We start from the raw sequence: 14,056 nt of genomic DNA, 5'->3' as shown, positions 1-14,056 counted from the left end.
GAGGTTCACGTGATGCGCGCATTCCTGTTCAGCCTGCTGGCGCTGCTGCCGGCGACCGATGTCGCCCTGGCTCAGAGCAAGTCCGCCACGAAATCGGCAGCGCCGCCGGCCAACGAGACGCGCTATTTCACCGCCATCGACGGCTTCATGGACGGCGCCGACGTCATCCTGAAAGAGAAGCGTCAGGGCAAGACGGTCACCTCTGCCGAGCTCGACGTCTGCTTTTCGCCGTCGAAGACGTCCGACCGCCGCGACCGCTTCGTCGTCACCCTGACCCCGAACGGCCAGGCCCTGACCGGAACGACGCAGACGCTTGGCGGCAAGGCGCCGGTGTCGGTCAGCCTGCAGCAGCGGCCGAATGGCGAGACGTTCGACTTCAAAGGCGTGATCGGGATCGGAACCGCCACGCACGAGATCACCTCGACCGACAATGCCGATCTCAGCGAAAAGGAATTCCAGGAGAACCAGTCGGTCGACGACAGCATCGCGCAGGCGCCGAAGGACTTCACCGCGGTGTCGCCGGAAGCCGTCGGGGTCCGCGTCGCGCTCGAAGGCGCTTCGGATTTCCTGAAGACACTGAAGACCGAGAATGTCGAAGTGTCGCTGTCGAGCCTCAGCATCGGCTGCGATGCGCTGCGCGCCGGCAAGCTGGTGATCAACCTCACGGTCGATCCGGAGCGCGCCGCCGCGGTGATCGCCAAGGCCAAGGCGTTCCCCGGCGTCGCCGCGGCCGGCTGGACCAACGGCATCGTCGACATGGACCGCACCATCCTGTTCCCGGCCGCGGGCTGGCGCGACGGTGGCAAGCTCAATCGCGAGAAGATCGCCAATACCGTCACCGCCATCCTGTCGCAGACGCTGGAGGCCAAGCTTGCCTCGGCGGTGTGGGATGACGCGAGCGGCAAGCTGAAGATGACCTTCAAGCGGCCGAGCGAGACCTTCCCGGCGCTGCAGCTCACCGAGGTGATCACGGTCGAGGCACTGGTCAGCGCGGATAAGCCGGGCGGCACCGACAAGCTGATGCTGTGGCTCGGCAATGCCAGCGACACCACGGTCGACGAGAATGCGCCGCCGCGGCTCGGCCTCAACGACGACGCTCCCGGCGAAGAGGAAGGCGAACCGCGCCCCGACGGCGGCGCCGTCGCAGCCCTCGCCAAGGAGCTCAAGGGCCAGCGCTGGGATTCCGAAAGCTCGACCTGGCAATAGCGCGCCGCAAGCGCCCAGGATCGGCCGTCGCCAGATCATGGAACCGCGATTTGACATGCCGCTGCAATGCGGCAATGAAGCGCTTCCCTTGGATGGCAGGATGATCGGCTGAATGACGCGCTTTGATGCAGTGGTAATTGGCGCCGGGCTCGGCGGCCTGACTGCGGGCGCGATCCTGGCCCGCGAAGGCCGCAAGGTGCTGGTGATCGAGCGCGGTAATTCGGTCGGCGGCGCGGCCTCGAGCTACAAGGTCGGCGAACTGTTCGTCGAAGGCTCGCTGCATATCACCGGCAATCCGCAGCACGTCCGCGATCCGAAACACCGCGCCTTGAGCCGCGCCGGCGTGCTCGACGCGGTGCAGTGGATTCCCGCGGGGGCGCTGTATCAGATGCGCGGCGGTCCGGTTGGCGAACCGTTCACGCTCCCGGACGAATTCGCCGCCGCGCGCGACGCGCTCAACAAGCGCTTTCCCCACGCCAGCGCCGGGATCGCGCAATGGCTCGGCGAGCTCGAGCGCCTCGCCGGAACGATTGGCGATGGCGGCCTCGACGCGGTGCTGGCGCTGGCGCCGGAATATCCCGATTGGCACGCCTCGCTCGGCGACAAGCTGCAGGCGCTGTTCGGCGACGACGAAGCGGTGAAGTGCGCGGTCGCCGGCAACCTGTCTTACGTTCACGATGATCCTGCCGCGCTGTGGTGGGTGCCGTTCGCGATGGTGCAGGGCAGCTTCCTGCTCAGCGGAGCGCGCTTCATCCAGGGCGGCTCGCAGCGGCTGTCGAGCGCGCTGGCCCGCGCGGTGCGCAAGGCCGGCGGCGAGGTACTGCTCCGCCGCGTCGTCTCCGGCGTGGTGATGGGCGATCACGGCGGGCCGCATCAGGTCACCCATATGGCCCGCGACGGCGGCGATCCGCAGACCGTTGAAGCCTCGACTGTGATCGGCAATGCAGCGCCTTCCACGCTGGCAAGTCTGCTTCCGGCCGACCAGGCGAAGCTGCTGACCGACAGCTACGCCGATCGGACGCCGTCGCTGTCGCTGTTCGCGCTGACGCTCGGCCTGTCCAAACCGCCGCGCGAATTCGGGGTCAGCAGCTACGCCACCCAGCTGCTGCCGGACTGGATGACGACGCTGGCGTCCTACGCCGAAGCCAAGACCCTGATGGCGGACGAGCCCGGGGAGCGGATGCCGCCGCTGGCGATCGCCGATTACACTGCGATCGACTCCGGCGTGCCGTCGCCGCCCTTCGTGCTGTCGGTGGTCGGACCGGACCGGGTGTCGAACTGGGATGGGCTCGATCAGGACACGTATCGGGCCAAGCGCGCCCGCTGGCAGCAGGCGCTGCTCGCCCATCTCGATCGCAACTATCCAGGCCTGGCTGGCGCAGTAACGGCGGCGGCGTTCAACACCGCGTTCTCGGTGCAGCAATATCTCGGCGCGCCGCAGGGCGCGGTCTACGGCTTTGCGCCGCTGCTGCCGAATTCAAACGCGCCCTATCGCACGCCGCGCACAGCCCTGCCGGACCTGTATCTGTCGTCGGCTTATGCGGGCATCGGCGGCTACAGCGGCGTCGTGCAGGCGGCCGAAGGTTGCGCCGAGTTGATCCTGCAGGATCGGAAATAGCGTCAGTTCGTATTGAGGTGGAACCGCAGCGGCTGCGGACCACCGGTGAAGCTGACGAAATCGCCTTGTCGGCTCCAGTTGGTCGACGCGGCAAGCGCCGCGACCAGCGCATCATCCGCCTGAGCGCGGTCCGCCGGACAATTGCGATCCTCGATCGCACCCGGCATGAAGATCACGGTGCTGCCGGCGACCGAAAACTGCCCAACGCCGCCCTTGCACCACAGCTCCAGCCGCACGCTGCCCTGATCGCCGATTTCCAAATTGGGAATCCGCTTCGAGCCGGGCTTCGGCGGCGCGTCCAGGGTCAGTTCCAGACCGAACGGAAATTCCTGGTCGGATTGCGCAAGCGACGGCGTCGCGAAGCCGGCTGCCAGCACCACGGCGATGGCGGCAAAACGAAAGATCGACTGACGGTGCATGGTGCCTCGGCCGTTGTTCAGGACGGTCCGCTGTTTATCGCGAACCGCACCGGCTTGCCAGACCGCGGCGCGAGAGAAGCCTCGCAACGAAAAGCCCCGCGGCCGAGACCGCGGGGCTTTGGCGCAATTCAGCGATAACTTGCGTTACTTCAAGACCATCGCGGTGAACGGATAGACATAGGCCTGCAGCATCACCAGCACGCCGACCAAACACGCCAGCGTAATCGAGTGCAGGAAGACGTAGCGCAGGATCGTGCCTTCGTGGCCGTACCAGTTGGTCGCCGTCGAAGCGACGACGATCGACTGAGCGTCGATCATCTTGCCCATCACGCCGCCGGATGAGTTAGCGGCGCCCATCAGGATCGGGGACAGGCCGAGCTGTTCGGAGGTGATCTTCTGCAGATTGCCGAACAGCACGTTGGAGGCGGTGTCCGATCCGGTCAGCGCCACGCCGAGCCAACCGAGCAGCGTGCCGAAGAACGGATACAACACGCCGGTCGCAGCAAACGCCAGGCCCAGCGTCGCGTCGACGCCGGACAGCCGCGTCAACGTCCCGATCGCCAGCATCGCCGAGATGGTGATCAGCGAGATCGCGCAGACCTTGATGGTGCGGCCGTACTCGGTCGCCATCTTGCCGGGCGACACGCCCATCAACAGCCCGGAGATAATCGCCGCGATCAGCATGCCGGTGCCGGTGAACGACAGATAGGTGAAGGAGAACACCGCGGCCTCAGGCGTCGGCTTGGCGGCGACCGGCGGCACCTTCTGAATCAGGTTGTGCAGCTCGGGCACCGGGTAGTTCCAGACGAAGATCGAGTTCGCCCAGGCCTTGAAGGCACCGTTGCCCCAGATCAGCATCACGATGCAGACGATGATCCACGGCAGCAACGCGCCCCACAATTGTGCCTGCGTCAGCGGAGCCCGGCTCAGCTCTTTCGGCGGGGCCATGGTTTCGGTGGAGGGATCGTGGCTGCGCAGCTTCGGCGACAGCCAGAGCTCTTTCGGCTGCCACACTTTCAGGAACAGGATCAGGCAGCCCATCGAGATCAGCGAGGCACCGATGTCGACGATCCAAGGATTGATGTAGTTCGAGATCACGAATTGCGGGACCGCGAACGACACGCCTGTCACCAGGATCGCCGGCCAGATTTGCATCATGCCGCGGAAGCCCGCGAACGCCCAGATCAGCCAGAACGGCACCAGCAGCGAGAAAAACGGCAGTTGCCGGCCGACCATCGCGCCGAGGGTGTAAGGATCGAGGCCGGTGACCGACGCGAGGCCCTGGATCGGCGTGCCCAGCGCCCCGTAGGCGACCGGTGCGGTGTTGGCGATCAGTGACAGGCCCGAGGCGGCGAGCGGCGAGAAGCCGAGGCCGATCAGCACCGCGCCGGTGATCGCCACCGGCGTGCCGAACCCGGATGCACCTTCGAAGAAGGCGCCGAACGCAAACGCGATCAGCAGCAGCTGCAGCCGGCGGTCGGTCGTCACGCCGCCAATCGCACGCTGCAGCAGCTCGAACCGGCCGGTGGCCACAGTGACCCGATAAAGAAAGATGACGTTGAGAACGATCCAGCCGATCGGGAAGAAGCCGGTGACGACACCGAGTAGCGAGGCACGGACCGACATGTTGGCCGGCATCGTGAAGACGAAGATCGCCACCGCGTTGGCGAGCACCAGAGCGATGATCGCAGCGAGGTGAGCTTTCACCTTGCCGCTCGCGATCAGCACCAGCAGCGTGACCACGGGAACGGCCGCCGCCAGGGTCGACAAAGCGGCGCTGCCAAGTGGATTATAGATTTGATTCCACACGCATTTCTCTCCCTTTAGGTTATGTTTTTTGGCCGCGTCGGTGCGAGCCGGTCCGACACGGAGATCAATCGGGAGGCAGACGCCTCCTCAAAGTACGGCCGAGCGAGCGTGCCTGCTCACAAACGCGCGAAGCAGCTGACCGCCGAGCTTGCCGCCGGCACGATCATGCTAGGGTGCGACAACTGGGTGCGACAAGCCGCCGTAGGTTAATTTACCTACAACTTTCGTCTAATCACCTAACTCCCCGAGAGCCCGCACCGGAGACCTCATCCGTGAGCAACATCAAAGGAACGCTGGCGACCGCCTGGCGGATCGCCGCGCCGTATTTCAGTGCCGAAGACAAATGGATGGGCCGCGGGCTGCTCGCGGCCGTCGTGGTCATCGAGCTCGCCGTGGTCGGGCTCTCGGTGCTGTTCAACCGCTGGAACAACGTGTTCTACAACGCGCTGCAGGAGCGGAACTACGACGTCTTCACCTATCAGATCATCTACTTCTGCGTGCTGGCGGCGATCTGGATCGCCCTCAAAGTTTACCAGCTCTACCTCAATCAGTGGCTGCAAATCCGCTGGCGCAAGTGGATGACCGAGCGCTATCTCGGCGGCTGGCTGCACGACGCCAACCATTACCAGATGCAGCTCACCGGCGACGCCGCCGACAACCCCGATCAGCGCATCGCCGAGGACACGCAGTTGTTCGTCGAGCGCACGCTGGCTCTGGGCATCGGCCTGCTCAACGCCGTGGTGACGCTGGCCTCGTTCGTGGTGATCCTGTGGGGGCTGTCGAACGAAGCGCCGCTACATCTGTTCGGCCAGGACGTCCCGATCCCCGGCTATCTCGTCTGGGGCGCGCTGATCTATGCCGCGCTGGGCACCGCCCTCACCCATTGGATCGGCTCGCCGCTGGTCGATCTCAACTTCCGCCAGCAGCGTTATGAAGCCGACTTCCGCTTCAATCTGGTGCGCGCCCGCGAGAACGCCGAACAGATCGCCCTGCTCCGCGGCGAGCCGGCCGAGCGCGACAAGCTGGCATCGCGCTTCAGCTACGTGGCCGAGAACTTCATGCGGATCATGAGCCGGACCAAACGGCTGACCGCCTTCACCGCCAGCTACTCGCAGGCGTCGATCATCTTCCCCTACATCCTCGTCGCCCCGGCCTTTTTCGCCCAGAAGGTGCAGCTCGGCGGCATGATGCAGACCGCCTCCGCCTTCAGCAGCGTCCAGGACTCGCTGTCGTTCTTCATCACCGCCTACCGGACGCTGGCGGAATGGCAGTCAGTGCTGCAGCGGCTCGACGGATTCGAACGCGCGATCGAAGGTGCCGCCGCCCGGCGCGACAATCCCGGCGTGATGCGCGTGCCGGCCCCAGCCGGCGGAATCGAACTGAAGGATCTCAACCTAACGCTGCCGGCCGGGGCGCCGCTGATCAGCGCCGACGGTTTCAAGATCGGCGACAACGAGCGGACCCTGATCGTTGGCCCATCGGGTGCGGGCAAGTCGACGCTATTCCGCGCGATCGCGGGGATCTGGCCGTTCGGCTCTGGCTCGATCGCAATCCCTGCGGATGCGACGCTGATGATGCTGCCACAGCGCCCGTATTTCCCGGTCGGCGAGCTGCGTGCCGCAATCGTCTATCCGGCCGAATCCGGTGCGTTCAGCGATACTCAGGTCGCCGAGGTGCTGCGCGAGGTCGGGCTGCCGACGCTGGCGGAGCGGCTCGATCAGCATGGCCATTGGAACAGGACGTTGTCGCTCGGCGAGCAGCAGCGGCTCGGCATCGCGCGGGCGCTGCTCCATGCACCGCAATACCTGTTCCTCGACGAAGCCACCGCGTCGCTGGACGAGCCGTCCGAAGCGGCGCTGTACAAGCTGCTGGACCGCAAGCTGCCAGGCACCACGATCGTCTCGATCGGCCACCGCTCGACGCTCGAAGCCTTCCATCAGCGCGACGCGGTGCTGTCACGCACCGGCAACGGCTTCACCCTGCAGGACCGGGCCAAAGCGGCGGCTCCCGAAGTGGGGCTGGCGGGCAGCTGATCCACCATCTGCTCGATCCAACGCGGCAGTAAGCTAGAGATCGAAACGACGTGCGGCGGCCGATCGGCCGCCGTTGCTGCTCGGTGAGAGATTAGCGCGAAATCCAGCCGGCTCGCTGGCCCCCACACCAAGCCAAGCCCAGGAGTGGGGAAAGCCAGCAGGCTCGCGAAGGCCGTCAAAAGCCGGCCCCCTCAAAATGAGCCACAAAGAAAAAGGGCGGCAGATTGCTCTGCCGCCCTCAGTCCCCCAGAAGGGATGTCGTCTTACTTGAGAGCGCCCAGCGTCACGTCAGCCGACAGCTTGGCGATGAAGGTCGAACCGCACCACTTCGAACCAACGCCGGTCTGATTGATCGACGAAAAGCTTCCATTGGCAGAGGCGGTGAAGTCGCTGGTGAACGCGTTGCAGTTCGCCTGGGACAGATCGGTGTCCGAGTAGCGCAGGTCGAGGGTGAACACCTTGTAGGTGAAGCCCACGCCGACGTTCCAGGTATTGTAATCGGCCAGCTTGATGTTGCCATAGAAGGCGTCAGTCGTACCAAACCACTGACGGCCGTACTCACCCGACACGTACATGCCGACGCCGCTCGCACCGAACAAGGTGGTCGGCGCGGTATACTTGCCGGTCACCGACGCGTAGTTGCCCCAGGCACCGGTGTTCAGGAAGTTCGGCGAATACCATTCGTTGCCGCCGAGCGCGAAGCTGTCGTTGATGGTCCACAGAACCTTGGCGTAACCCTCGTAGAAGCTCACGTCCTTCTTCATGACGTTGCCGTTGACGAGCGAGATCGCGTTGGTGTCGCCCGCGCACAAGGTGCCAAGACCAGCCGCAGCGGTATCAACGCACGACCCACCCGGATACAGGTAGCCCCAGACACCGAAGTCGAACGCGAAGGCGCCGAAGGTCGGGCGGATACCGCCGTAGATGTCGACTTCAGCCGCAGCGCGGTTGGCGAACGAGATGCTCTCGAACGAGGTACCGACGTAGAGCTGCAGGTCCTTGGTGACGTTGTAGCGCGGCTCGAAATAGGCAGTGACCGAGGGCTTGTGGTTCGACTGGGTGACACCACGGAAGACGTAGTCGTTCATGACGGCCGCGCCGAACGCGATGTCCCACGGATCGAACGCCACGATCGGCGGAGCCTTGGTGTACACCTTGGCGGGCAGATCAGCCGCCGAGGCCGAGCCCACGCCGACTGCGAGCAAAGCCGCGACCGACAAGATTGTCTTCTTCATTTTGATCCCCATCGTTTCCAAGCCAGCCGGACCCGAAGTTCAAGGACGCGACATCGACCTGCACAAAACCAATTGTGACATCACTGTGCGGTGCCTCACGAAAACCGTGAAGCAAAAAACACATGCAGATGCCGACTTTTTGTGCAATCCCGCACACTCAACCATTCGTTGTTGAGGAGTGTTGCAAGAAAATCACTGCTTTGCGAACGGCTCGTAGGCCAAATTCACGAGACAGGGCGGTTAGAGCAACACCTTTGGCTAAGTAACAAGTAACAGGCCCAGGACCGAATCAATGCGATACCCACGACCAAGGGGCACCCGTGGCGTGCTGGTTGTAGCTCTCGCTGGTAGCCGCAATGACGAAGGCCGCGGTCCACGACCGCGGCCTCTGCAAAACAAGGATCGGATTACCGTCTCAATTACATCGGGTCTGCGGCCGGCTTAGCCGGCTCGGCGTGGTCAAACTCCTCGTCGGGAGCTTCCTCCTCTCCGGCCGCCTCGGTGGCGTGCGACTGGGGATCACCCGAGGTCTCGATCGAATCGGTCTCTGCAGCGGATTCGACCGGCTCGTTGTCCGCGGCCGATGTGGTCTCGTCGGCCGGAAACGGCTCAGCCGGCGCAACATCCTCGGTCTCCGGCGTCGCCTCGACCTGCTCGGACACTGCCTCGTGCTGGGTCTCGTCCGGCTCGACGGCAACCGGCACCGGCTTCTTCGCACGTGGCTTGCGCGGTTTCTTGGGAGCAGCAGGCGGCGGAGCAACCGGCTCGGCCGCCGCGCTGGGCGCAACCTCGGTGGGTTCGCGCACTTTGCGGGACACAGGCTTTGGCTTGGGAGCTGCCGGCTTAGCGGCAGGAGCCTTCGCCGCGGTCTTGGCGGCGGGTGCCTTGGTCGCCTTCTTCCTGGCCGCAGGGGCCTTCGTAGCCGGCGCCTTCGGCGCAGCGGACTTGGCCTTGGCCGGCTTACCCGAAGCCGACTTGGCAGCGCTCGTCTTCGGGCGCTTAGCTAGCGACTTAGCGGCGGACTTGGCGGTCGGCTTTGCCGCCTTCTTGCCGGGTTTAGCTGCGGCCTTCTTCACCGCCTTCTTGGCGGACTTGCCGGCGGCAGCCTTGGACTTGGAGGCTGACTTAGTCTGGGGGCCGGCTTGGCCTTCGATTTAGCCTTCGGCTTCGACTTGTCCTTCTTGGCCGCCTTGTCGGCGGATTTGCTCTTCTTCTTGGTCTTGCCTGCCTTGGCGGCCAGCAGCAGCTTGGACTTCTTCTTGGCCTTGGACTTCTCAGCCTTCTTGTCGGCCTTGTCCTTCTTCTTCGACTTCTTGTCTTTCGCCATGGTCGTCCTCCAGTTGTGCGGATTGCGGCTCGGCCAGCAATCACGCGCCCCGCGACCGGCGTTCCAAGCTCCGATCAGTGCGGAGCAGGACGGGGCCCGCCTGTCGCCCAATCGAGAAGTTCAATCGTGTGCACAACAGGGACTTCCGTTCCGCTGGCGATCTGCACCATGCAGCCGATATTGCCCGCGGCGATCATATCCGGCTTGACGGAAGCGATGTTGGCGACCTTCCGATCGCGCAATCTGGTCGCGATGTCAGGCTGGAGAATGTTGTACGTGCCCGCCGAACCACAACACAAATGACTCTCCGGGATATCTTTCACCACGAATCCAGTCTTGGAAAGCAGTTCTTTGGGGATCTGCGTGATTTTCTGGCCGTGCTGCAACGAACATGCGGAGTGATAAGCGACGACGACATCGTCATGAGGACGTGGCGATGACAGTTCGAGGCCGCTGACATATTCGCTGATGTCTTTGGCGAGCGCCGAAACCTTTGCGGCCGCGGCCGCATACTCCGGGTCTTCTCGCAGCATGTAACCGTAATCCTTGATCACCGTACCGCAGCCGGAGGTGGTCACCAGGATTGCGTCGAGCCCGCCGCGCTCGATTTCGGCCAGCCAGGCCCTGATGTTGGTGCGGGCGTAGTCGAGCGTGCGGGTGTCGCGGCCGAGATGATGGATCAGGGCGCCGCAGCAGGCTTCATCGGCGGCGAGCACCACTTCGATGCCGTGCCGGGTGAGCAGATTGATCGCGGCCCGATTGATCCGCGGGGCCAGAACCTGCTGGGCGCAGCCGTGCAGCAGCGCGACCCGGCCCCGTTTCGGCCCGACAGCCGGAAACGTCGTGCCGGAGTCAGGGCCCGGCTCCGGCAGATGCTTTGGCGCCAGCGCCAGCATCGCCTTGATCCGACTGAGCAGTGTCGGGTGCGTCAGGTCGTGCGAGCCTGGCAACAGCGCCGCAACCGGCCGCACGATCCGCGCCGCCCACATCCCGAGCCTGAACATGCCCGGATGCGGCATCATCCACGACAGCGCCTCGCGGACGACGCGATCCCAAAACGGCCGCTGGTACTGTTTCTCGATCCGGACGCGGGCCTGATCGACCAGATGCATGTAGTTCACGCCCGACGGACAGGTGGTCATGCAGGCGAGGCACGACAGGCAGCGGTCGATATGCTTGACGACATCCGCGGTCGGCGGCTTGTCGCTCTCCAGCATCTCCTTGATCAGGTAGATACGCCCGCGCGGACTATCTAGCTCGTCGCCGAGCAGCACATAGGTCGGACACGTCGCTGTGCAAAAACCGCAATGCACGCAAGCGCGCAGGATCTTGTCGGCCTCGGCGATATCGGGATCGGCGAGCTGGGTCAGGCTGAAATCTGTCTTCATGTCGCGGATCCTCGCGACATCCGGCCGCGATTGAGAATGTTAGTGGGATCGAAGCTGCGCTTGACGCGGCTTCCGAGCGCCGCGAGGCCGGCCGGCTGCGGATGGAACACGTCGATCCCAGCCCGCACCGCGTCGCTGCCGCGGATCAAGGTGGCATGGCCGGCGATCTTCTCGACCCGCTGGCGCAACGCTTTGGCGTGGCCGTCGGTTGCCGGCGGCAAGGCAGCCCAGATCAGGCCTCCGCCCCAGTCGTAGATCACTTCACCGCCGCTCTCACGGCTGAGCTGCTCGCCGAGAGCGCCTCCGGCCGCCGGCGGGCACACGATCCGCCACACCGGCCACAGCGCTCGCGGACCTGCGGCGGCGAACGGCTCGACATCGCGCACCGCACGCCACAGCGCAGCGGAAGCATCGTCCTCGATCAGCTCGGCCTCGCCAAAACTCTTCAGCGCCGTGCGCAGCGACTGCGCGCGATGACTCGCCGACGAGGTGATGCCTTCGAGCCTCAGCAGAGTCAGCGACTGATCGGGCTGGGCGATCTCTGCCAGCGCACCGGCGGTGGTGCGCAGCGCCGAGCCGGGCAGATGCGCGGCGCCGGTGACGTCGTAAGGCGAGCCTAGCGCCGCGGTCATGGCCTTGTTGGCGACGACGTCGCCGAGCCCGCGCAGCACCAGCGTCCGCTCGCTCTCGGGCCGGGGCGTCACTTTCAGGGTGACCTCGGTCATCACCGCCAGCGTGCCCCAGGAGCCGGCAAGCAGCTTGCAAAGGTCGTAACCGGTGACGTTCTTCACCACCTTGCCGCCGGCCTTGAAGCTCTCGCCGAAGCCGGACACGGCATTGGCACCAAGCAAATGATCGCGCGCGCCACCGGCCTTGATCCGCCGCGGACCGGCGAGACCTGCCGCAATCATCCCCGCCACGGTCCCTGCTCCCGGCGCGGTGCCGAGCAGCGCCGCGGTGTCCATCGGCTCAAAGGCGAATTGCTGGTTTTTGGAATCGATCAGCGACAGCACATCGGCCATCGGCGCGCCGGCCTGCACGGTGATGATCAGTTCGTTCGGCTCGTAAGCGGTGACGGCGTTGAGCGCCGACAGCTCCAGCACCGCATTGGTCGCCATCAATTGGCCGACGGTGCGTTTGCTGCCATGACCGACGATCTCGATCGGCTGCTCATTGGCGATCGCGGCGCGCACTGCGTCCTCGACCTCCTGGGCGTCGCGTACTTTCAGCGTGTCCACGGGCGAACGTCGTCCTTCAGAATGCGATGCACTACCCCTCCCCCGTCATTGCGAGGAGCGAAGCGACGAAGCAATCCAGGAGCGCCGTGCACCGAGGCCCTGGATTGCTTCGCTTCGCTCGCAATGACGGTGAAAGGCTCTTCTTCGTGCATCGGAGGTTACATTACCCGGTCAGAACCGCGGAATATCAGGGAACGGCAATTGGCCCTTGTGAACATGCATGCGTCCTAGCTCGGCGCAGCGATGCAGCGTCGGAAAAACCTTGCCGGGGTTGAGCAGACCTTCGGAGTCGAACGCGCATTTCAGCCGCTGCTGCTGGTTGAGGTCGATGTCCGAAAACATCTCCGGCATCAGATCGCGCTTCTCGATCCCGACGCCGTGCTCGCCGGTCAGCACGCCGCCGACCTCGACACACAGCTTGAGGATGTCGGCGCCGAAAGCCTCGGCGGCATCCTGCTCGCCGGGCTTGTTGGCGTCATACAGAATCAGCGGATGCAGATTGCCGTCGCCGGCGTGGAACACGTTGGCGACGCGCAGGCCGTATTTCTCCGACATCTCGTTCATTCGCCGCAGCACCAGCGGCAGCTGTGCCCGCGGGATCGTGCCGTCCATGCACAGATAGTCCGGCGAGATCCGGCCCACCGCCGGGAACGCCGCCTTGCGGCCGGACCAGAACAGCAGCCGCTGCTGCTCGCTGGTGGAGATCTGGCAGGTGGTCGAGCCGCAGCGTAGCGCGATCGCCTCGACGCGGCCGATCAGTTCGTCGACCTCGACCTGCGGCCCGTCGAGCTCGATGATCAGCAGCGCTTCGACGTCGAGCGGATAGCCGGCATGAACGAAGGCCTCGGCGGCGTGGATCGCCGGCTTGTCCATCATCTCCATGCCGCCCGGAATGATGCCGGCGCTGATCACATCGGCGACACACTGGCCTGCGGCCTCGACGCTCTGGAAGCCGATCATCAGGGCTCGCGCCGTTTCCGGCTTGCGCAGGATACGCACGGTGACTTCGGTGATCACGCCGAGCAGTCCCTCGGAGCCGGTGATGACGCCCATCAGATCGTAGCCGGCGCATTCGGCCGCCTTGCCGCCGATCTTGAGGATCTCGCCGGTCATCAGCACGATTTCGCAGCCGAGGACGTTGTTCGTGGTCATGCCGTATTTCAGGCAGTGCACGCCGCCGGAGTTCTCGGCGATGTTGCCGCCGATCGAACAGGCGATTTGCGACGACGGATCGGGCGCGTAGTAGAAGCCGGCGAGATCGACCGCCTGGCTGATCGCCAGGTTGGTGACTCCGGGCTCGACCACCACGGCACGGTTGTCGAAATCGATCTCGCGGATCCGCTTGAACTTGCCGAGGCCCAGCAGCACGCCATCGGCGAGCGGCAACGCGCCGCCGGACAGCGAGGTGCCGGAGCCGCGCGGCACCACCTTGATGCCATTCTGGTGGCAATAGCGCAGCACCTCCGAAACCTGTTTGGTCGTGCTCGGCAGCACCACCACCATCGGCGGCTGCCGATACGCCATCAGGCCGTCGGACTCATAGGGTTTCATCTCGGCGGCGCTGGAGATCACGCCCTCGCCCGGCACGATCTTGCGCAGGGCCGCGATGATCTCGTCGCGGCGGGCCAGCACGGACTGATCCGGCTCCGGCATCAGAATGGTCATGCGAGATACTCCTGCGCAGGCTGCTGTGCGCGAGGCGATTGTAGCGCCGCGGGCGGAAACGGTCGGATCAGGATACGCTGATTGTCATATCCAGCACACTCGCTCAGAGCAAACTGGA

At 64.8% G+C, this 14,056-nt stretch carries 11 protein-coding genes; 3 read left to right on the top strand and 8 right to left on the bottom strand.

The features are described from left to right. The first annotated feature begins 12 nt into the window (after window positions 1-12). Both LRC39_RS06055 and LRC39_RS06050 read left to right on the top strand, forming a co-directional pair. Window positions 13-1,206: a hypothetical protein gene (locus LRC39_RS06055; RefSeq protein WP_346296658.1), complete on the top strand. Its 1,194-nt coding sequence runs from the start codon at window positions 13-15 to the stop codon at window positions 1,204-1,206. A gap of 112 nt (window positions 1,207-1,318) precedes the next feature. Further along, window positions 1,319-2,824: a phytoene desaturase family protein gene (locus tag LRC39_RS06050; RefSeq protein WP_346296657.1), complete on the top strand. Its 1,506-nt coding sequence runs from the start codon at window positions 1,319-1,321 to the stop codon at window positions 2,822-2,824. A 2-nt stretch (window positions 2,825-2,826) separates the two neighbouring features. Here LRC39_RS06050 and LRC39_RS06045 read toward each other — a convergent pair whose 3' ends face one another. Continuing rightward, window positions 2,827-3,243 carry an META domain-containing protein gene (locus LRC39_RS06045; RefSeq protein ID WP_346296656.1) on the bottom strand — a complete coding sequence of 139 codons (417 nt, stop codon included), beginning with the start codon at window positions 3,241-3,243 and terminating at the stop codon, window positions 2,827-2,829. Between the two features lie 144 nt (window positions 3,244-3,387). Continuing rightward, window positions 3,388-5,052, bottom strand: coding sequence for an L-lactate permease (locus LRC39_RS06040; protein WP_346296655.1), 1,665 nt, complete (start codon window positions 5,050-5,052; stop codon window positions 3,388-3,390). Between the two features lie 272 nt (window positions 5,053-5,324). Between LRC39_RS06040 and LRC39_RS06035 the strand changes: the two genes are divergently transcribed. Then, window positions 5,325-7,085 (top strand): ABC transporter ATP-binding protein/permease, encoded by a 1,761-nt coding sequence (locus LRC39_RS06035; protein ID WP_346296654.1) that lies wholly within the window; start codon window positions 5,325-5,327, stop codon window positions 7,083-7,085. A gap of 263 nt (window positions 7,086-7,348) precedes the next feature. Here LRC39_RS06035 and LRC39_RS06030 read toward each other — a convergent pair whose 3' ends face one another. The 6 genes from LRC39_RS06030 to LRC39_RS06005 all read right to left on the bottom strand — a co-directional run bounded on the left by LRC39_RS06030 (window position 7,349) and on the right by LRC39_RS06005 (window position 13,938). Then, window positions 7,349-8,320: a TorF family putative porin gene (locus tag LRC39_RS06030; RefSeq protein ID WP_164634486.1), complete on the bottom strand. Its 972-nt coding sequence runs from the start codon at window positions 8,318-8,320 to the stop codon at window positions 7,349-7,351. Between the two features lie 419 nt (window positions 8,321-8,739). Continuing rightward, window positions 8,740-9,396 carry a hypothetical protein gene (locus tag LRC39_RS06025; protein WP_346296653.1) on the bottom strand — a complete coding sequence of 219 codons (657 nt, stop codon included), beginning with the start codon at window positions 9,394-9,396 and terminating at the stop codon, window positions 8,740-8,742. Next, window positions 9,393-9,647: a hypothetical protein gene (locus LRC39_RS06020; protein ID WP_346296652.1), complete on the bottom strand. Its 255-nt coding sequence runs from the start codon at window positions 9,645-9,647 to the stop codon at window positions 9,393-9,395. Before LRC39_RS06020 ends, LRC39_RS06025 begins: the two co-directional genes overlap by 4 nt. A gap of 74 nt (window positions 9,648-9,721) precedes the next feature. Then, window positions 9,722-11,035 (bottom strand): glycolate oxidase subunit GlcF, encoded by a 1,314-nt coding sequence (gene glcF, locus LRC39_RS06015; RefSeq protein ID WP_346296651.1) that lies wholly within the window; start codon window positions 11,033-11,035, stop codon window positions 9,722-9,724. Next, the gene (locus LRC39_RS06010) at window positions 11,032-12,273 is read right to left on the bottom strand and encodes an FAD-binding protein (RefSeq protein ID WP_346296650.1); all 1,242 of its coding nucleotides are present in this window, start codon (window positions 12,271-12,273) and stop codon (window positions 11,032-11,034) included. Before LRC39_RS06010 ends, glcF begins: the two co-directional genes overlap by 4 nt. 171 nt (window positions 12,274-12,444) lie before the next feature. Continuing rightward, window positions 12,445-13,938, bottom strand: coding sequence for an FAD-linked oxidase C-terminal domain-containing protein (locus LRC39_RS06005; protein ID WP_346296649.1), 1,494 nt, complete (start codon window positions 13,936-13,938; stop codon window positions 12,445-12,447). Window positions 13,939-14,056 lie beyond the last annotated feature (118 nt).

Origin of the sequence: Rhodopseudomonas sp. P1 (assembly GCF_039642825.1) — a bacterium.
GTDB lineage: Bacteria > Pseudomonadota > Alphaproteobacteria > Rhizobiales > Xanthobacteraceae > Rhodopseudomonas > Rhodopseudomonas palustris_H.
The sequence above is the reverse complement of the archived record's forward strand: the minus strand, read 5'-3'. Positions and strand labels throughout refer to the sequence as shown.